This is a genomic window from Martinezella paranaensis (assembly GCF_014200235.1).
In the GTDB taxonomy this organism is placed as follows: Bacteria; Pseudomonadota; Alphaproteobacteria; order Rhizobiales; family Rhizobiaceae; genus Rhizobium; species Rhizobium paranaense.
In genome coordinates, this window is record NZ_JACHBI010000013.1 from 61,835 (window position 1) to 80,738 (window position 18,904).

The window sequence follows — 18,904 nt, forward strand, 5'->3', positions numbered from 1 at the left end:
GTTTCGTTGAACCGGTGATTGACGCTTTCAGGCAAAAAACGCAAGTACGCACAACTGAAGCCTATACTGTCATATTTGTAAGTAAGGAGCGGACAGACAACATGACGCGCAAGCAAAGGCACGCCTTTTATGGAAACTGTCCGGTCGAGGCGGCGCTCGACATTATTGGCGGGAAATGGAAGGCGATCCTGATCTTCCACATTCTCGACGGAACGAAGCGTTTCGGAGAATTTGGACGGTTGCTGCTGGGACTGACGCAGAGAATGCTGACGACGCAATTGCGCGAGTTGGAAGCGGATGGGGTCATCCTGCGTACCGTCTGTCCGCAGGTGCCCCCAAAGGTGGAATACTCCATCACGCCGTTCGGGCGGACGCTTGAACCATTGCTGCGAGAGCTGGCGGTTTGGTCGGATGTGCACGTCAAGCCGCGGCTGAAGCAACCAGAGGCGCCCTGAAAACTTGTTCTCTTGCCTTCCCAAATCGAGATACAAAATGGGCCGGCATAACCGGCCCATCGATGATCAATCCTGCTCGACCGGCGCTAGCGCCGGCACCGCAGCCGGTGAATTCTGCCGTCCAAGCCGATCGGCGACGAGCATCGACAGCATCATTTCAACAAGACCGTTGGTGGCACCCTTATCGCCGCCGGCGCCGCCGACCTGGATCTGCGGCACGAGCGGCAACCTGCCGTTCTCGATCGCTTCGGCGAAGCGCATGAGGACCTGCGAGTTGAGCTGATAGTCCGGCCCACCGAAGGCCGCAACCTTCTTCTCGGTGGCCTCGGCTTCCGCCAGACCGACGGCGCGTACTTTCTCGGCATCGGCAAAACCAGTTGCCTTGATACGTTCGGCATCGGCAAGCGCGATGGCCTTGATCCGGTCGGCCTCGCCGAGACCTGCCAAGCGCACCTTCTCGGCCTCTGCCTTGGCGGTGACTTGAATGGTTTCTGCCTGCTGGCGGGTGCGGGCGAGTTGGGCCTTACCCTCGTTCTCGCTGATCTCGATGGTGAGCGCGGATGTGGTGATCTTGGCCTGCTGTTCGGCGAGCGCTTCCTTCTCGCGCAATGTGCGCTCCTGGATCGCTGCCGCTTCCTGCAATTTATAGGTCTCGACCTTTTCAACGGCAATCTGGCGCTCGCGTAGCTGGATCAGGATCTGCTCTATGCTGTTCTGGCCGTTGCTGGCGCGCGGCGTGCCGATCAGCACTTCCTGCAGTTCGAGGCTGTAGGAGGCAAATTTCTCGCGCATTTCCTCGCCGGACTTGCGCTGGATGTCGCTACGCTCCTGTAGGAGCTGGATTAGCGTCTTGGTCTGGGCAATATTCTTGAAATAGGCGGAAACCATCGGATCGAGCGTCTGTTCGACCAGCCGCTTGATATCCCCAAAACGCTGTACGACGAGCGGCGCCTTCATATAGTCGATATGCACGACGACCGAGAGCGGCAGCATCGGCTCGAAGGCGTCCTTGGTGATCAGCGACACTTCCGAAAGGTTCTCGTCCAGCTTATGTTCGCCGAACTGTTCCTTGGTCCATTTGAGCACGAAATTGGTGGTCGGCACGATGACGATATTGCCGGCATAGGTGTTGAAGGCATATTTGCCCGGCAGAAGCGGCGTCGACCAGACACCGCGTGCGCCCGTCTCAACCAGCTCGCCATGGCGATAGGACTGGCCGGAAATGTCAGCACCTCGCCGGCCGGTATAGGAGACGACGACACCCACTGTGCCAACGTCGATGATCGTCTTTTCGACCAGTTCGACGGTCGCAAAAATGCGATTGAGGAAATAGCTGCCGTCGGCAAGCACCTGCAACTGCCGGCCGCGATAACCGCCGGCGTTGAGAAACTTCTCCGGATCCTGAAAATTGTTATGGAAATTCGGGTCTTTCGGGTCGTTGGCAACGGTCGGCGCGATGATCTCGCCATCCGGCAGCGCCGGACCGTCGTGGACGGTGACGACGCCGATCAAGTCCTCGGCGTCATGGATGACGACGGGCTCGAAGCCATTCCGCTCCGTGATCAGCCTGGACATATCCGCAAATAGTTGCTGTTCCGACGAGCTCAGGTTGACGGCATGGGTCGATTGTGCAGTCAACACGATGAACTGTGCCAGATTGATGGCATAGGTGCCTTCGCGCAGGATCTTGCGTTGCGGACCCTTTTGGCCGCCCTTTAGGAGAAAGCCGCGCACGTCCTGGAAGTCATCGGCTTCGATATTCGAGGCAAGCGTCTGGGTCGGCGGCAACGGCTTGCCGTCACGGGCGAAGACATAGCCGATCTGGCCCTGTGGAATGGTCACCAGATTGGCGCGATGCATCGAATACTGGAACGGCATGAAGAAATGCAGGCCGCCGCGCACGACTTCCGGCTGGAAGCCGGCCTCGCGGTTGAGCGCGATGAAGCCATTCTTGACGGAGCCGCGAAAGCTCCATAGCTTTTCGAGGATGCCGAGCCTGTCGTTGGGGATATAGCGGATCACGCCGCTCCACCGGAACAGGATTGCCAGCACGATGACCGGAACGGCGATTTCGATCGCCATCCATTCCATCGGGCTGAGATATTGCAGGGTTTCCATCTTTTCTCTCCTGTGGGCGCACGGGTTCGTCCATCCGACGAGCGCCCGGTTGGTGTTGGTTGTAAGACGGGGAGATTGTGCGCGCCTTTACGCTCGACGCACTGGAGCGCGTGTCGAACGCTTGGGCTGCTCATTGTCTGGGAAAATGACCGCGCGTCCCCAGTCCCCACAGAGGGATGGCGTGGTCGTGAGCGGTCTCACATCGGGGTTGCCTTGATAGACATAACGATAGAGGACGTAAGAATTGCGCCTATAGGTTTAAAGATGCTCGATGCGGAAATCGGATAAGTACTTCCAACAATTTTGCTATTTCGAGCATTCAATTCTACTGAATTAGGTCTTTCTCGCCAGATTGTTGCGGGAGGTATCGCTTGGCTTTCAATTGTAGGAATGCGGCCGTTTCCGACGAAGCGACCCAACATCGTCGCCGAAAGAGGTTCATAGCCGGCAATGCGCTTGGCCAAGCGACCACCGATACACTTCTCGACGTTTTCGATGGGCTATTGGAAGGCGCGCCGGCAAAATGGAGCGTGGTATTCGATTGCGTCCTTTGCGACACCAGCCGATCGTCTCGTAAGGAACGACAAACGCCGCGCCCGAGCCTCAAGTCTTCGACTTCGCGCGCAGGCTGACATTGAAGCGGAAATAGAGCCAGATCGCACGCGCGACAATCTCGATTGGCGTAAGAGACAACCAGGGGCGCCTTGATGAAACAACCATTGTCGCCGTAGCCGGGAAAGCAGCTCGTCGCGATGTGGAAATATGTGACGGCTGGCGTTGTAATCGAGGTTTCCATCATGAGGGCTGTTTAACGGGACCCCACGCCGACATCTCATCCCTCGAGGCCTCATCAGCCTCGGCGGATCCAGAAGGCCAACTGAGCTCCTAGCTGGCTTTGACGCCGCATCAAAGACGCGTCTCGCCTTTGGGCCCATGCCGCCCTGCCGCTGCGGTGGGGGCGCCAGTCTCAGGCGGCCGGCAGCGCGCTGATCGGGATGTCGTCGCTCTCGTCGCCGTGCTCGAAGGCCATTTGGTCGGCGAGCTGGCGGAGTTGGTTGAAGTCGGCCGGGCCGTCGAAGGAGATGCCGCCGAGGCGGATGGCAACGGAAAGCGCCGCGCCGTCGGCGCTGAACGTGGCCGCGGAGACGCCCGTGCGGATGCGGGTGCCGATGTCGCGGGCGTTCTCGAGAGTGGCGCCAGGCAGGAAGATGCCGAGTTCGTTGGTCGCAAGCCGGGCCACGAGATCGCCACGGCGAACCGAGGACTGGACGATCAAGGCAAGCGACTGCATCACGGTATCGGCCCATTGCGGCCCGTAGCGCCGGCCGATCTCGTCGAGCGTATCGACGATGACGGCGATGACGATGCCGCCGGCATCGGTGGCCACATGCTTGCGCCGGTCGATAAAGTGCTCGACAGCCGCGGCAAAGGCGGTGCCGTTCAGCGTCTTCGTCACGCTGTCGTAGCGCGCCGCCTGGGTGACGTTTTCCTGCATCTTGCGGACGACGTCGTTCTTGAGCTGCAAGGCAAAAAGCAGCGGGAAGGCCACAAATGCCGAAATAAGTGCTGCACCGACAAATCCGACCAAAGTTGGTCGATCCGGCATCAATAGGTTTAATATGAGCAAAAGACCAACGGAACCGACCACGGCGCATAGCATGCCGAGCGTGGCCCTCCGCAGGGCTTTGAAAATGATGGCGGAGGGATGTCGCTGTCGTAGAACCATATCGGAATCATACCCGTTCTGTAATGCAGCATCAGCTAAACAGGGGCCTGAAAAAACCGAATTAAGAAATTCCGTAAAATTTGTTGTTTTGCACAGTTGTTTTCACGATCAGTCGACATACAGGACTGCCATCAGTGCAATTCTACCACAACGATCCAGCAGGCCGCAAAATTGGGCTCGTGGCTCATCTTCATTGGGTGTCGTCGCGGAGGCCGCACGTGCCTCTCCACTCATCCAAACTTTTGCATCAGGTACATCGCAATGAAGGCATTGAACGGAATAAGCGGTCCGAATCTAAAGTGTCCCGTTGGGGCGCAGCTTTCCTGATAGCCGCCGCCTGCCCGGCTCGTTTCGCTAGACCACGCCTGCCGAGTTCATGCTCGGGCCGCTGCTCTGCCCATATTTGTGAAAGACGCCATTTGAAGCCGCCCGCGCGTTCGCGTCCGATACCTGTGTAGACCTTGCGATCGTTGGCACTCCAACCGAATTCCTCGTCATATGCGAGGATCAACTCGCGATCCCGCTGGTGGACCGGTACATGGGGAGATGGTGAGGTGCGTTCGCAGTACTGCGTGATGTTGCACTTTCGTTAATTTTAGGCTCCAAAAGCTCACGCGTGTGCAGGGGGAGGCGGCCAATCTGCAAAAGGAAATTGTTCCAGCCCTCCAAATCGACATATACGCCAGACATATTGTGGAATTTTCTCGCATCGGCCGTTAGCGCCGCAAAATCGATAGGAGCCGAAGGCGCCGACCGCCATGAAGGCAGCGCTGCCCGACGAGACCTGTCCGGCATAACCGGTCAGGATATTCAACCCGACGCCGGCAAGGCTGAGCGCCAGGAACGGCAGTAGAATCGCTTCAAAGAGATAGCTGGAACCGCCGACGGGACGACGAAATAGACCACGGCAAGGAGGGCTGCTGGTGCAAGCCAGCGCGGAAATGTGTGGTAGCGGCCAAGATCGCCTGTGATGGAAGCCATGGTTCAGATCCTTTCGGCTGAAACGTGCGGCGATGCCGAGGCGTGCGAGCTTCTCGGTTGGAACATTGCCATAGCGCTTTCCACCGATCTGGATATGACCGCGATCCCGCCGATAGACGCCGCTGATGACGTTGACGCGCGAGCTTTTTCCGGCGCCATTCGGCCCGATGATGGCGCGGATCTCGCCGCGCCTTACACTGAGATCGATGTTAGCGAGAGCCGCCACACCGCCGAAGGAAAGGCTGACGTCGTCCAGCGCAAGCAGACCATCTGCGGACACAGTGTCTGCCACCGGACCGGCTTGAGCAGTCCCGAGGTGACGGCCCTGGAGTTCCGGCAGAGGAGGGGATGCGTCGTACCCTCCGAGCGCATAGGTCATTGCGTGTATGTCCTTCCCTCTCACGGTCCCTCACAGCATTCGTTGGCTGATGAGGCACAGCTTCCCGTCGGAGCCATCAAGGTTCCGCTATGCTCTTGCCGATTGCGGACCGGCGTTGCGGCCCGTCCGCCTCGGATGTTTATTCTGCCGCGACCGGTTGAGCGACCTGCGTCGCTTCCAGCTCTCGGACCAGCGGAATGACGTGTAGAATGCGATCGTGTTTCTGGAACAAGTCTGGAATCGCGACCTATCGAACTACGATCCGGACGGGCCGTTGCCGGAGATCGGACCCGATGTTTCCGATTCGCGGCTCGCCCAGGGGCGGGCGAGCAATCAGGATATCAAGAGCCGGTTGGAGACAGCGCGCCTTTGGCGTGAAATTGCCGACCACGACCGTCTCAGCATTCGCCAATTGGCCATTCGTGTCACCGCGCGCCAGCATTTTGTCGGAACACCGGATGACATTGCTGACGAGATCAATCGTCATGTGCAGACAGACGCGGCCGATGGATTCGTCTTTGCGCCTCATTTGACCCTCGGCGGCTTTGACGAATTCGTGGAAGAAGTCGTGCCTCTTTTGCGGGAGCGAGGCGTCTATCGAGCAGAGTATCGGGAAAAGACACTGCGCTCCACCCTCGGCTTGCCCGATCAACTCTCTGATACCGCTTCGCCAAACGTGGCGGCAGCGATGTTAACGAGGGGTCCTTGCTGATTCCTGACCTCCCACATCATAAGAGCGATCTGGGAGGAATAATGCCTCGAACACGGGCCGGATTGGCTGTTGTCTCCCGTTCGAATCTGTTCAAAGGCGGCAGATACCTGTGTGAATCGGCGCCGCCGAATGATCCCGCCGATCTTGGAAATATCAACGGCTTGTGATGCTGACTTGCCCCTAATCCCTGCATCGGCGGCTGGGCGTATCAAACAGGGAAGGCTCCATCTCGCCGCGTGGCCTCCAGTTTCTTCCCAATCCCGTTTTAGTCTCTGCAGAGAATGTCGCCCCGACCGCAAGTCTCGGCAGGTTGCGTTTTCCTGGCTTGAGATCGGGCATGAGATGCCGTCGCAACGCCTTGTCCCAAGATATTAAGCTGCCTTCCCATTCAGTGTCGTCTTCTTCTAAGTATGAAACTGACCTATCCAGTCTGCCGGTCCATCGCCGTGGATAGCTCAATGCAATCAATTGGGCGCTATTATATCGGTTCGTTGCCCACGGCGCGCAGGCAATCTCCGAAACGATGTCAGCATCGAGAGAGATGCTCATTCCCTGGTTCTTATAGGGATAGAAGTCTTCTATATTGTTTTGCGTATTGCTAAGGACGATATAGCGGACGGGTTTTTCGAGCATTTTCAGGAAATTGTTGCGAAGACGCTCATATTTTGTCGCAATTCTTTCCACGTCGTCTTGGTTCACTTCATCGCTTAATTTCTCGTGCCAAAACCAAACTTTGAAATCCTCCAAGCGCAGGGCTTCTCGAGCGTGAGTGGGTACATACAGGGATTTGGGGGTGATCGGCGCGGTTACCAGGCGTTCCGCGACTTTGGCGATATCTGATGCGCTGACAAATACCCAATTGAAGAATCCCGACCGTTCGCGCAGCTGATCATCCAAGAGCGAGGAAAGGAACCCCGCATGCCGCTGTAGCTGTTGTGCGGTTTGGCAAGATACGCCGATGCTAATGAAAGCCTGATTTTCGCTGACGATAGACATGCCGCCTTGAACCTTTGGTCGAAGCCAATACGATGTAACCGCCATCCTTGGGATGGTTATTCTATACGAAGGCTGGCGTCCTTTTATTGCGCTGGATCAACCGCGTGAATAGTAGTGCTCGAAAGATATCGCAGTCCATGTGTCAAGATCGTCGTTGGCCGAGCTGGCAACGGCGGTTTTGCTTTCTCCCGAAAAGCGCAGAGCACGTCGTTTCGTTCAGCTTTGCTCCGCTTACGGCTCTCATGACTGATGACGATCTGCTCGTCGGAATGGCATGGTTGCTGGAAGCAGGTGGCAATGATCGCTTGCGGTCGACCGGGGCGAGTTGCCGAGGCAGAAAGGCCGGCTTCCTTTTAGACACGAAGCGCGGCTGTCCGGCGCTGGAATGGGAGGCGTCCTCTAAAGGACACTCGGTTGAAGGAGCCGCGTGTTCCTTTTCAGTTCCTCTTAACGCCCGGACCGGTGCTTCCGAATGGCCGCCACACGCGAACGGCGGAGTGGGTCCTAAGCCTAAATCTGATATATAATTACATATAATTCATCGTACTGATGCGGTTTTGTATATCACCATTGCATCGCTCTATAGCGTTATCTATATATTATCCTGTATGGTTCGCATCGCGAGATACAGGATAATGATATGGCATATAAAACGGAGCATATAACGCAGCAGCTACGCGCAGCGCGCGAAGCGCAGAAAATGAGCCAGCGCGAGCTGAGCGCACGATCGGGCCTAACACAAAGTCATATTTCTCAGATAGAACGGGGCACCATGGAGCCCGGGCTTGGCAGCCTAGTGGATGTTGCGCGCTCGCTCGACCTCGAGATCGTCCTTGCCCCGAAAAAACTGATGCCGGCGATCCGCAACATCCTCGATAGCGCACCGGCATCAAGTGGTGTCCTGACATCCGACCAGCGCAAACTGGCGGGGCGCCTCGAGCGGTGGTTTGCGCAGCACAGGGGCGCGTTCGGTAGCGCTTCCGAGGCAGATACATTCAAAGATAGCCTCGCGCTCTTAAGGCATCTTCCTCTGTCGGCCGAGGAGATGGACACATTCAAAGAGGCGACTGCACGCCTCGACCGATGGCAGGCCGATCCTCCGTCCCGTCAGGAACTGAGCAGGATCGCACATGCCGTAAGAGACCTACGCAACACTGCGTTGCACCGCGACCGTGACGACGCGGTCCCTCGCTCGGCCTATGCGCTGGATGAGGAAGACGATAATGCCTAAGGTCTCGGTCCTCGATGTCAGACTGTATGGGCAACCGGTAGCGACCCTTACAAACCTGCAGGACGGGCGCACCATATTCGCGTTCAACGATGCTTATATCGAAGACGAAAAGCGGCCGACGCTTAGCCTGTCTCTGAAAGACCCGTTCGGGGCGCTCATTACGAAGTTCAGGCCGTACAACATGGTGGTCCCGCCCTTCTTCTCGAACCTACTGCCGGAAGGGCCGCTGCGCAAATACCTCGCTGGTCGTGCGGGTGTGAAGCCGTCGCGGGAATTCTTCCTGCTCTGGATGCTCGGCCGCGACCTGCCTGGGGCTGTGACGGTGCATCCCTCCGAAGGGGATGACGCGCCTCCGGATGACGAGCGGGCTATCGTTGAAGCTCGGTCGAACGCGCTACGCTTTTCGTTGGCGGGTGTGCAGCTGAAGTTCTCGGCCTTTAAGAACGAGAATAAAGGCGGCGGCTTGACCATCCCGGCCGAGGGCACGGGTGGCTCGTGGATCGTAAAGCTGCCCTCTCAGCAATATAGCGGCGTGCCCGAAAACGAGTTCGCGATGATGACCATCGCCCGCATGATGGGCATGGACGTGCCCGAGATCCAGCTGGTTGATCTCGATGCCGTGACCGGCCTGCCGCAGGGGCTGGGCGAGCTGCACGGGCAGGCGCTGGCGATCGAGCGTTTTGACCGCACGCCGGCGGGACCGGTGCATATCGAGGATTTTGCGCAAGTCTTCGGCGTCTTTCCCGACCATAAATACGATAAGGGCAATTACCGGATGATCGGCCGCGTGCTGGGGATCGAAACCAGCACGGCCGACGTGGCGGAATTCATCCGGCGTCTAGTCTTCAGCACGCTAATCGGCAACGGTGATATGCACCTGAAGAACTGGTCGCTTATCTATCCTGATCGCCGCACCCCTGCGCTCTCGCCAGCGTATGACCTGTTGTCGACTATCCCATACATCGAGGGGGAAGATACGGCGGCGCTCAATTTCTCCCGCACAAAAAAGATGGCGGCGCTGTCGAAGGACGAGCTGGCGCATCTGGCTGCGAAAGCGGAGCTTTCTGAGAAGCTGGTGATCGACACCGCGCGCGAGACGGTTGAACGTTTTAGGGCGGTATGGGACGCGGAAAAGAAGAACCTGCCGATGGTAGACAAGGTCGCCGACACGATCGATACGCACGCGCCGACGGTCGAGCTGTATCGCGAGTTCGCGAAGTAGTGCCTTGCGGCTCGGCATTCAACTTATCGAGCCTTGCTGCATATTCCAGGCGTTAGGGGCCGCCTGGTTGGCGATGGGCAAAGTGATCGCAACGCTGCTAAGCGTGCGCTCTATGAGCGCAGACCGCGCTGCGCTCGCTAAAGGCATAAATAGTAGCGGCACGCTGACGCCAGCGCGCATTATAAACCGCTATTTCGACAGAACTGCCGTGGCTGCCAGAATTACTTTTGCGACTTCCGCAGGCTGCGATAGTTGCGGCGTATGTCGGCGAATGACGCCGAAGCTGCGAAGCTTTCTGGATTTTGCCGTTCGGAAGTTCGGTATGCACTAGTCACGTGGAACGAAAGCAAGCTTCATTTTGTTTGGCTTCTGTGACAAGAGCAGGAGTTTGATCGATGGCTGGCAGGCAGGCGGACCTCGTCATTCTGGACGGAAAGAAATTTCCGCTGTTCGCCGCGCTCGACATTGCCACGGGGGCGGTGATCGGTCATGGCTACAAGCGTCACCGGGCCACGGAATTCCTCGACCTCCTGAAGCGGATCGACGCAGAAATGCCCAATGGGCCGGACGTGCGTCTGGTGATGGACAATTATGCGACCCACAAGACGCCGAGGATCAAGGCCTGGCTCGCGCGCCGCCCACACTGGCATGTTCACTTCACGCCAACCTCGGCATCCTGGATCAATCAGGTCGAGCGGGGTTCGCAGAGCTGACGCGAAAGCAGTTGCAGCGCGGCGTACACCGTTCCACCGCAGAACTGGAAGCCGACATCGACGCCTTCATCGAAACCCACAACGAAAATCCAACACCATAGGGCGCCAACTCATTCAAGTCTTTGGTGCCCCTACGCCCCGTTGAAGGCTAACCTTCTCAACGCGAGCTAACATCCATCTGCCATGAGAATGTGTCCCGTGACAAACGATGCACTTGATCCTGCGAGATAGATGATCGCGTTGGCGATTTCGCTGGGTTCAGTCCAGCGTCCAAGGGGGAACGTGCGCGTTCTTGATGGCAGCCTCGCTGGCTTTCGGGTCCTCCAATCCTTCGAGGTAGCGCGTCAGAAACGGCGTGTTGATGGAGCCGGTGCGCGGCGTTGGCGGATGCCTCTGGGCGCGTAGTCGATTGCCATCCGACGAACGAGCTGCAACAGGGCGCCCTTGGGTCTGTACGCGCCTAGCCATCGAGATGAAGGAGCACGAACGCGCGATCGTCTCCACCATGTCCCCATCTCCTCCTTCGATCACCTCGATCTCAGACGGGTGATGGAGATCGAACCGCGCTTGCAGACCGAAGCGATCCTTCACCACCGTCCCGTCGATATTGTTGCGTCGATGCGCGCCGGCGGGATCGATTCCGTCTCACTGGAACTGGAACCGCTTCCATCGCGCCGATGCCGAAGCCTTGTAGAAAGCGGAAATTGCCGCGCGGTTGAGCTTTACTCCTGCCGGAAAAGCTCGCCTTGTTCTGGCAGGGCGGCAGGGACAGGTTTCCGATGATCCGGCAATGCCTCAGCTACGGGCTCATCGACGCCATCATCGGTGACGATGTGGATTTCCTGCGGACGCTTAGTGAAAGCGCCGCGTAGGCGAGAGGAAGCGCAGTTTCAAACCTGCCGAACGATGGCGCCGATCATGTTGACGAGAAGGCGCGCGGCGGTCAGGGCTGACAGGCCGTCGATGTCGGCGGGAGGAAAGAATTCGACCAGATCGAATCCCGCAAGCCTAGTGCGCTTGCCGAGGCCTGCAATAAGGTCGATCACCTGCGTGTAGGTGAGGCCACCGGGCGTACGCGCCGCGACACCCGGCATGATGCCAGGATCAAGAGCGTCACAGTCGAGGGTAATGACCACCTGCGCTCCTTCCGGGATGTGCTGGAGAGCAGTTCGGATACCCCGGGCGTGAACTTCGCGGGCGGTCACGAAGCGGCTGCCATACTGACGCGCCGCTTCTATGTCGACAAGCCGCGCACTGCCGACGCTGCGGAGGCCGACCTGCACGATGCCAGCGACATGCGGCATCTCACTCGCCCGGCGCATGGGGCTCGAATAGCCGTAGCGTTCGCCATGCAACTCGTTGCGCCAGTCGATATGGGCGTCGATCTGCAGGACCCAGATAGGCCCATGTTCCGCAAAGCCGGCAAGGAAGGGGATGGTCACGGAACAGTCGCCGCCGAGCAAGATGGGTGCGGCTGACGACACCAAGGCCTCGCACGTCTTCGCTTCTATTCGAGCTCGGTTACCAGCATTGTCATGCAAGGTGGTTGGAATATCGCCGGCGTCGATACAGCTAATAGGCTTGCCGTCGAACAGCGGTCCGCCAAGATCGAAATCCCAGTGCTCCACAAGTGCGGCATCGGCCTGGCTCGCGGAGCGGATGGTATCAGCGGCCAAGACATAGCCGCTACTATCTTTGCCGGGATACGTGCTGCCATGACCGGCCCCGAAGATCACTGCTCTGGGCATGCGGCCATCAGGGAGGCGATCCGGAAAGCCGAGAAAGGGAGCTGAAGAGGTCATTTCTTGATGGTCCTGGCAATATCTAGCAAAAATTTCCGTGTTGAAGATGCTGGATTTCTATCGTCGAGTCGAACGATTCAAAAAACACTCCGTGCTGCGCGCACGGTCTTCACGAAGATGCCGGGAGAGTGGGCCGCTTGTGCTCCCCTGGTACCGTCGGTACGTTGTCATCCCAAGATGAGGACGAGGACGCTGAAGTCATGCACATTCGAAGGGCTGTACCAGCCGACGCAGAAGAACTGTGTAGCCTGCTGAATGAGATTATCCGCACCGGCGGAACAACTGCGCTTGAGACGCCACTTTTGGCTGCCGAGTTCACAAATTGGTTCATTGATGGCGAGTTTACTCTGGTCTGTCATGTCGCTGAGCACGACGGGTTGCTTGCTGGCTTCCAATCTTTGAGCCTGTACGGCGATCCGCCGAAGGGTTTTGCGGATATAGCGACATTCGCCCGAACCAATCCAAAGATACCTGGCGTGGGTAGCGCCCTTTTTCCTGCGACACGGGCAGCGGGTGAAGAGCTCGGGTTCGAATTTATCAATGCGACCATACGTGCCGATAATGTCAGCGGTCTTGCCTATTACACCAGGATGGGTTTTGAAGACTATGACAGGCTCGTCCAGGTTCCCCTTCTGGATGGAACGCCGGTCGACCGGATCAAGAAGCGTTTCAAATTAGGGACAAGTCGCCACACCTCCAGCGAATGAAGCGAGAAGGTGATCTCCAAGCGGAAGACGGACATAAATGGGCCGGTTTTGCGATGGAGGATTCCACATGGCGACGTTATAAGCTCGCCCTACATTAGGGAAAAAGAGCCTTTAGCGGGAACCGATGCCAAGCCCTCCCAATTCCTCAGCCGAAAATCCCAGCGACCCGAGCATGGGTGCCAGTCGCCCGCCGGAATCGGAGCTCGCTGCCGACAAAGGTGAGGCACCTGCACCCTCGTCTGACTCAACGTCCAGTTCATCGGACGATTCTCGGCGACAGGCTGACGGAGCCTTTGGCCAAAGCAGACAGGCGACGCAAAATCTACTGCGGGCACTCGGTCATGATTTGCGAGCAAGTGCGATCTTCGCAAGGGCCAGGACCAAAGCGGCCGGTTCGTACTTGAGGACGAAGCTTAAGACGCCAAGCGGGCCGGAAGGCCCGTCAACGGTCCGCAGTTTTGGCAGATGGTTCGCAACTGCCCTGTCTAAAGCGGGGAGCGATATTCGTGGCCTGCGCATAAGGCAGTTCGAAAATCGACCGTATGCTTCGCCAAATACGGGCCGGTGGAAAATCGTCGCGGGATTGGCCCTTTTTGCCTGCCTCTTCCTTGCAAGCGTACTGGTGTGGGCACTGAAAGACGTGCCTTGGGCCGAGATCCGGGATGGAACGTTAAAGCCCATCGTGGTGTTGGAAACCGCTGACGGCGCGCCGTTGGTAAGGCAGGGGCCTTATCAAGGGCCCTACGTGCAATATAACCAGTTTCCAACACAGCTAATCGACGCTGTCCTTTCGATTGAGGACCGCCGGTTCATGGAGCATTTCGGCGTCGACCCCAGAGGAATCGGAAGAGCACTGCTGCGGAATTTTGAAGCTGGCTCGGTGGTAGAAGGCGGCAGCACGATTACCCAGCAGCTCATCAAGCTGGAATATCTCGATAGCGATCGGACAATAAAGAGAAAACTACAGGAAGTTGTCATAGCCATTTGGCTGGAGTGGAAGCTCGGCAAGCAGGAAATCCTGACGCGCTATCTCAACAGCGTCTATCTCGGCGCTGGCGCTACCGGCATGCCTGCCGCGGCGCGGATCTATTTCAACAAAGATATAGACGCTCTCAACCTGCCGGAGTCAGCGATGCTCGCGGGATTGCTGCGAGCGCCGAGCCAATGGAATCCGATCGATAATTTCGAAGGCGCCCGGCAACGTACCGCTGTTGTTCTGGACGCCATGGTGGCGAATGGCAAGATCACCAAAGCGGAGGCGGAGGAAGCCAAGGCGAGCTTCGCCAAGCTGCATCCAACGACGCCGACACCGCGCTCCGGAAGCTGGTTTGCCGACTGGATTTCGCCGCGGGCCAGCGAAATTGCTGGCTCTTCGCCGGGTTCAACCACGGTGCGCACGACGCTGGTGCCGCAATTTCAACAGATTGCCGAAAGGGTCGTGAGAAGGGCGCTGGATGGCGAAGGAAAGACAGTCGGGGCTTCGCAGGCCGCATTGGTTGCGATGACGCCGGATGGCGCGGTCGTTGCCATGGTCGGCGGGCGCGACTACAAGGCAAGCCAGTTCAACCGGGCCGTCACCGCGATGCGGCAGCCGGGCTCGGCCTTCAAACTGTTCGTTTACTACGCAGCGCTGAAGGCTGGGTTCTCGCTGTCCGACCGGATTCTGGACGCGCCGATTGACATCGACGGCTGGTCGCCGGAAAACTCTGGCGGCGGTTATCACGGCTGGGTGACACTTGCCGAGGCCTTTGCCCGGTCACTCAATGCCGCGTCGGTGGCGCTTGCCGAAGAGGTCGGGCTCGACAAAGTGATCGCTGCTGCACGCGAACTCGGCATCAATACGCCGCTTGCCAACACGCCATCTCTGACGCTTGGCACGTCCGAAGTAAACTTGCTCGAGCTCACCAGCGCCTATGCGTCCGTCCAACTTGGCAGGGCGCCCGTCGAGCCGTGGGGCATCGTCGAGTTTCAAGCAGCAGGGCAGGCAAAGGCGTTTCGGGTTGGCTCACAAGTAAAGCCGAGTGTGGATCTTTCCCCCTACCAGTCCGATCTTCTCGGCCTGCTGCAGTTGGTGGTCGAGCGCGGCACCGGGCGCGGAGCCGACCCCGGCACCTTTGCGGCCGGCAAGACCGGCACCAGCCAGAACAATCGCGATGCTTGGTTCGTTGGCTTCACACAACCGCTCGTCGCCGGCGTGTGGGTGGGCAATGACGACGGCACGCCAATGAACGGGGTCACAGGCGGCGCCTTGCCAGCGCATATTTGGCGCGACTTCATGCGGGAGGCGATGGCGGTGCCTGGGCCGCGCGGAGCGCAATCGACAGAAGCGGTGATCGACAGTCCCGGGGCAACACAGTCCTGCAACATCACCGAATGCTCCCGCAGTTACCGCTCCTTCCGGCCCGCGGACTGCACCTACCAGCCCTATGGCGGCGGACGGCGACTTTGTGAAAAGTGATTTTCGCTTTGAATGCCGATTTTGTGACTTGACCGCTAACCGCGCAGGTCGCATTTCTCGTGCCGGAGGCGCAAGTATGCCGGCAGTCGATAACATCACACTCTTTGAGCGGTTGAGTGCCGCGCAGCGTCTCGTCTGGGTCGACTCTTTGGCCGCGGCCGTTGCCGATATCATCGATGATATGGGCGAGGAGTACGATGACGATATCGTACGCACGCTGCTCGACATCAAACGGATGCTGCAGGTCATGCGCGAAGATCTTGCCATGATCGACGACCCCCGCAATCGTGCCATCATCGGCTATGTGCAGGATATAATTCGCGCCATGCGGACTTGCGTCGGGCGAGAGATCGTCGGGCCGGCATTTCACTGAGCGACCGAGAGCGGTATCGCAAAAATCGAGATACTTGTCGTCTGCGTCAATCCGGTTGACCTCAGCGAGTGGAGAGCGCTGGCGGTGGTGGTGGGGTAGTCGAGCCGGCGGCGAGGGAGCGTTGGACCATCACGGTATCGGCCCAACGGCCGTAGCGATAGGCAATCCCTGGCAACAGGCCGACGCGGACGAAGCCGAAGCGTTCGTGCAGGGCGAGCGATGCAGCGTTATCGGCGTCGATATAGCCGATCATCTGTCGGAAGCCGGCCGCCGCGCAGGTGTCGATCAACCCGCGCATGAGCAGGCTTCCGATGCCCTGGCCGATATGATCGTGATGCACATAGATCGAGTGCTTGACGGTATAGCGGTAGGCCGGGCGTTTGCGGAACAACACCACATAGGCATAGCCCACGACCTTTTCACCTTCGACCGCAACGACATGCGGGAAGCGGCGGTCCTTTAAATTCTTGCGCCGTTCCCGTAGATCGTCCGGTTGCGGCGTGTCGCTATCATCAACCCCAGCCTCGATGCCGCGCCGAATATGGCGGCGGTAGATCGCCAACATGGCATCGACATCGGTCTCCCGGGATGGGCGGATGACGATTATATTCTCCTGCTTCATGACTGAACCTGAACTTCCCAGCCTATTCCGCGACCACGTAGGTATAGAGCCGGATGCGGCCGGATGAATCGATTTCGCGATAGAGGCCCTGAATCTCGACCTCAAAGCCGGGGAAGGTGTTGAAGCAGGTTTCGAACATCTTGAGATAGTCGATCATGGGCTTAGCCTTTTCCGTCAAGCGCTCACCGGGCACGATGGTCGCAATACCCGGAGGATAGACCACGAAGGGCGTTGTTGCGATGCGGCCGGCAATGGCGTCGATCGGCAGATACTCCACATCGTTGCGCACCAGGCAGCGTGCGGCATCATGCGGCGACATGGCAAGCGGGGGCAGATGGTCGGCGGAAAACTGCTTTGTCTGAAGCGTGCTGACATCGGCTTGGCGGAAGAAATTATGCATGTCCGCGCAGAGATCGCGCAGCCGCACTCCCGCATAGCGGGCCGGCCGGCGACGGTAGAATTCCGGGATGACTTCCTCGAGCAGGGCGTTGTCGTCATGGAGTTTTTTGAAGGCGACGAGACCGCTGATCAAGGTGCCGGCTTTGCTGGCCTCCACGCCGGGGGTGAGGAGGAACAGCAGCGAATTGAGGTCGTTCTTTTCCGCAACGATGCGGTTTTCCCGCAGATATTGCGCGACTATGGGCGCCGGTATGCCGTGCTCGGTATATTTGCCGCTTTTCCGGTCGAAGCCGGGGGTGAGCAGGGTGAGCTTGTTCGGGTCGGTCATCGCGAAGCCCGACTCCATCCCTGAAAAGCCGTGCCATGCAGCGTCGGGGGTCAGGTGCCAGAAGGCGGGATTGGTGGCGAGCTGGTCGGTGGCGACGCTCTCCCACGCTACGTTATGCACCGCGCCGGGGCTGGACACATCCGGGATCGCTACCCGGTCCGGCACGAACGGCTCGAAGAACCAGCGGCGCTCCGGGCGATGCTCTTTTTCTTCGAATTCGCGGCGCACGGCGCGGATCTTCTTGCGCAGCTCGATGCCGAGGCGGATCGTGTCGTCCCAAAGCACTTCGCCCGAACGTCCCTTCATCATCTGCGCGCCGACGTCGAGCGAGGCAAACAGTGGATAGAAGGGCGAGGTCGAGGCGTGCTGCATGAAGCTTTCGTTGAAACGCCGGTGCTCCACGCGCCGTTTCTGGCCGGTGATATGCCGGTCCTTCATGTGGATCTGCGAGGCCTGCGAGAAGCTTGCCAGCTGCTTGTGCGTGGATTGCGTGGCGATGATACCCGGCGCGTCGGGGCCGAGGTTGGCAAGGCCCATGGCAAAGCGCCCGGCATAAAGCGGATGAAATTTCATAAAGCCGGCCCAAGCCTCATCGAAGAGGATGTAGTCGCAGAGATGCCCGATACGCTTTAGGATCATCTCGGCATTGTGAATGGTGCCGTCATAGGTGCATTGCTCCACCACCGCGACGCGGAACGGGCGCGGCTTCTTGTGGGCCTCGGGGTCTTTCACCAGCGGATGGGTGCGGATGCTCTCTCTGAGTGCCTCTTCGTCCATGGCCGCAAAATCCATTGGGCCGATCAGCCCGTACAGATTGCGTCTGGTCGGCAAATAAACCGGAATGCCGCCGGAGATCATCAGGGCGCCGTGGTGCGCTGCCTTGTGGTTGTTGCGGTCGAATAGCACGAGATCGCCGTCGGTGACGAGGGCGGAGAGCGCGACCTTGTTGGAGGTGGAGGTGCCGTTCAGGACGAAATAGGTCTTCTCGGCGCCAAAGATCTTGGCGGCTTCCTTCTGTGCGGCCAGTGCAGGTCCTTCGTGGGTCAGCAGGTCGCCGAGGTCGAGCACGGAATTGTCGAGATCGTCGCGAAACACCGCTTCGCCGAGATGCTCCATGAAGACCCGGCCGATCGGGCTGCGGCTGTAGAAAATACCACCATTGTGCCCGGGGCAGGTCCAGAGGTGGTTGCCTTCCTCGGCATAATCGACCAGCGCGCCGAAAAACGGCGTCTTCAGCGTCTCGGCATATTGCTTGAGCCGGCTGATAAGGCTCTTGGCGATGAAGGCCGGCGTTTCTTCGGAAAGGAAGACATAGCCATCGATGAAATCGAGGACTTCTACCGGCACATCCTCGAAGCGCTTGCGGCGGATCAGCAGAATGATCGGGAATTCGAGGCCGCGTCGTCGCATCAGGTTGATGAGGGAGGCCGTCTTGCCCTCGAGCCCCTTCTTACCCCAGTCGACCAGCATGCAGCCGATGGCGGCGTCCGTCTGGACGGCGATCTCCGCATCTTCGAGATTGCGCGCGCGCACCACCTCAAAGCCGGAGCGTTCGATCTCCTCGACGATCTGATTGTAGCGGGCGCCCTCCAGATCCTCGTTGTCGAAGGCTGGCGTCGCGAACAGAAAGTTGAAACGTCTGAAATAATCCATTGGGGTACCCGCTCTTGATCTGGGACGAG

General features: G+C 58.7%; 16 protein-coding genes and 3 pseudogenes. 8 read left to right on the plus strand and 11 right to left on the minus strand.

Annotated elements, in window-relative coordinates; translation table 11 throughout:
• The first annotated feature begins 101 nt into the window (after positions 1 to 101).
• Positions 102 to 455 carry a winged helix-turn-helix transcriptional regulator gene (locus GGD50_RS25420; protein WP_183939901.1) on the plus strand — a complete coding sequence of 118 codons (354 nt, stop codon included), beginning with the start codon at positions 102 to 104 and terminating at the stop codon, positions 453 to 455.
• A 66-nt stretch (positions 456 to 521) separates the two neighbouring features.
• Here the strand turns inward: GGD50_RS25420 and GGD50_RS25425 are convergent, their stop codons facing one another.
• The 5 genes and pseudogenes from GGD50_RS25425 to GGD50_RS33550 all read right to left on the minus strand — a co-directional run.
• On the minus strand, positions 522 to 2,573 hold the full coding sequence (locus GGD50_RS25425; RefSeq protein ID WP_183939903.1) for an SPFH domain-containing protein: 2,052 nt from the start codon (positions 2,571 to 2,573) through the stop codon (positions 522 to 524).
• A 197-nt stretch (positions 2,574 to 2,770) separates the two neighbouring features.
• The gene (locus tag GGD50_RS25430; RefSeq protein WP_183939905.1) at positions 2,771 to 3,037 is read right to left on the minus strand and encodes a hypothetical protein; all 267 of its coding nucleotides are present in this window, start codon (positions 3,035 to 3,037) and stop codon (positions 2,771 to 2,773) included.
• A gap of 503 nt (positions 3,038 to 3,540) precedes the next feature.
• Positions 3,541 to 4,161, minus strand: coding sequence for a GGDEF domain-containing protein (locus GGD50_RS25435; protein ID WP_246451511.1), 621 nt, complete (start codon positions 4,159 to 4,161; stop codon positions 3,541 to 3,543).
• A gap of 832 nt (positions 4,162 to 4,993) precedes the next feature.
• Positions 4,994 to 5,280, minus strand: a pseudogene (locus GGD50_RS33545) (branched-chain amino acid ABC transporter permease); the annotation flags it as partial.
• A 25-nt stretch (positions 5,281 to 5,305) separates the two neighbouring features.
• A pseudogene (locus GGD50_RS33550) lies at positions 5,306 to 5,659 on the minus strand (ATP-binding cassette domain-containing protein); the annotation flags it as partial.
• A 217-nt stretch (positions 5,660 to 5,876) separates the two neighbouring features.
• On the opposite strand from GGD50_RS33550, the gene GGD50_RS25450 reads away from it, so the two are divergent.
• A complete protein-coding gene (locus tag GGD50_RS25450; RefSeq protein WP_183939909.1) occupies positions 5,877 to 6,371 on the plus strand; it encodes an LLM class oxidoreductase in 495 nt (164 codons plus the stop codon).
• Positions 6,372 to 6,551: 180 nt separating this feature from the next.
• On the opposite strand, the gene GGD50_RS25455 is transcribed toward GGD50_RS25450, so the two are convergent.
• Complete coding sequence (locus tag GGD50_RS25455) at positions 6,552 to 7,367, minus strand: DUF1796 family putative cysteine peptidase (RefSeq protein ID WP_183939911.1); 816 nt, start codon at positions 7,365 to 7,367, stop codon at positions 6,552 to 6,554.
• A gap of 640 nt (positions 7,368 to 8,007) precedes the next feature.
• On the opposite strand from GGD50_RS25455, the gene GGD50_RS25460 reads away from it, so the two are divergent.
• The 3 genes and pseudogenes from GGD50_RS25460 to GGD50_RS25470 all read left to right on the plus strand — a co-directional run.
• Positions 8,008 to 8,598, plus strand: coding sequence for a helix-turn-helix domain-containing protein (locus GGD50_RS25460; protein ID WP_183939913.1), 591 nt, complete (start codon positions 8,008 to 8,010; stop codon positions 8,596 to 8,598).
• Positions 8,591 to 9,820, plus strand: a complete 1,230-nt coding sequence (locus GGD50_RS25465; RefSeq protein WP_183939915.1) for a type II toxin-antitoxin system HipA family toxin — start codon at positions 8,591 to 8,593, stop codon at positions 9,818 to 9,820. Before GGD50_RS25460 ends, GGD50_RS25465 begins: the two co-directional genes overlap by 8 nt.
• 446 nt (positions 9,821 to 10,266) lie before the next feature.
• Positions 10,267 to 10,631: pseudogene (locus GGD50_RS25470) on the plus strand (IS630 family transposase); the annotation flags it as partial.
• Between the two features lie 69 nt (positions 10,632 to 10,700).
• Here GGD50_RS25470 and GGD50_RS32885 read toward each other — a convergent pair.
• The 3 genes from GGD50_RS32885 to GGD50_RS25485 form a co-directional block, all read right to left on the minus strand.
• Complete coding sequence (locus GGD50_RS32885) at positions 10,701 to 10,835, minus strand: SDR family oxidoreductase (RefSeq protein ID WP_246451526.1); 135 nt, start codon at positions 10,833 to 10,835, stop codon at positions 10,701 to 10,703.
• Positions 10,792 to 11,040, minus strand: a complete 249-nt coding sequence (locus GGD50_RS25475) for a hypothetical protein (RefSeq protein WP_246451518.1) — start codon at positions 11,038 to 11,040, stop codon at positions 10,792 to 10,794. The genes GGD50_RS32885 and GGD50_RS25475 overlap by 44 nt, the downstream gene beginning before the upstream one ends.
• A gap of 383 nt (positions 11,041 to 11,423) precedes the next feature.
• Complete coding sequence (locus tag GGD50_RS25485) at positions 11,424 to 12,335, minus strand: agmatinase (RefSeq protein WP_183939917.1); 912 nt, start codon at positions 12,333 to 12,335, stop codon at positions 11,424 to 11,426.
• A 200-nt stretch (positions 12,336 to 12,535) separates the two neighbouring features.
• Here GGD50_RS25485 and GGD50_RS25490 point away from each other — a divergent pair, with 200 nt between their 5' ends.
• The 3 genes from GGD50_RS25490 to GGD50_RS25500 all read left to right on the plus strand — a co-directional run bounded on the left by GGD50_RS25490 (position 12,536) and on the right by GGD50_RS25500 (position 15,873).
• Positions 12,536 to 13,042 carry a GNAT family N-acetyltransferase gene (locus GGD50_RS25490; RefSeq protein ID WP_183939919.1) on the plus strand — a complete coding sequence of 169 codons (507 nt, stop codon included), beginning with the start codon at positions 12,536 to 12,538 and terminating at the stop codon, positions 13,040 to 13,042.
• Between the two features lie 124 nt (positions 13,043 to 13,166).
• Positions 13,167 to 15,500, plus strand: a complete 2,334-nt coding sequence (locus GGD50_RS25495) for a PBP1A family penicillin-binding protein (RefSeq protein WP_183939920.1) — start codon at positions 13,167 to 13,169, stop codon at positions 15,498 to 15,500.
• A gap of 76 nt (positions 15,501 to 15,576) precedes the next feature.
• Positions 15,577 to 15,873 (plus strand): hypothetical protein, encoded by a 297-nt coding sequence (locus tag GGD50_RS25500; protein WP_183939922.1) that lies wholly within the window; start codon positions 15,577 to 15,579, stop codon positions 15,871 to 15,873.
• Between the two features lie 61 nt (positions 15,874 to 15,934).
• On the opposite strand, the gene GGD50_RS25505 is transcribed toward GGD50_RS25500, so the two are convergent.
• Both GGD50_RS25505 and GGD50_RS25510 read right to left on the minus strand, forming a co-directional pair.
• Entirely contained in the window at positions 15,935 to 16,495 is a 561-nt protein-coding gene (locus tag GGD50_RS25505) for a GNAT family N-acetyltransferase (protein WP_183939924.1), read from the minus strand.
• 22 nt (positions 16,496 to 16,517) lie between these two features.
• On the minus strand, positions 16,518 to 18,875 hold the full coding sequence (locus GGD50_RS25510) for an Orn/Lys/Arg family decarboxylase (protein ID WP_183939927.1): 2,358 nt from the start codon (positions 18,873 to 18,875) through the stop codon (positions 16,518 to 16,520).
• Positions 18,876 to 18,904 lie beyond the last annotated feature (29 nt).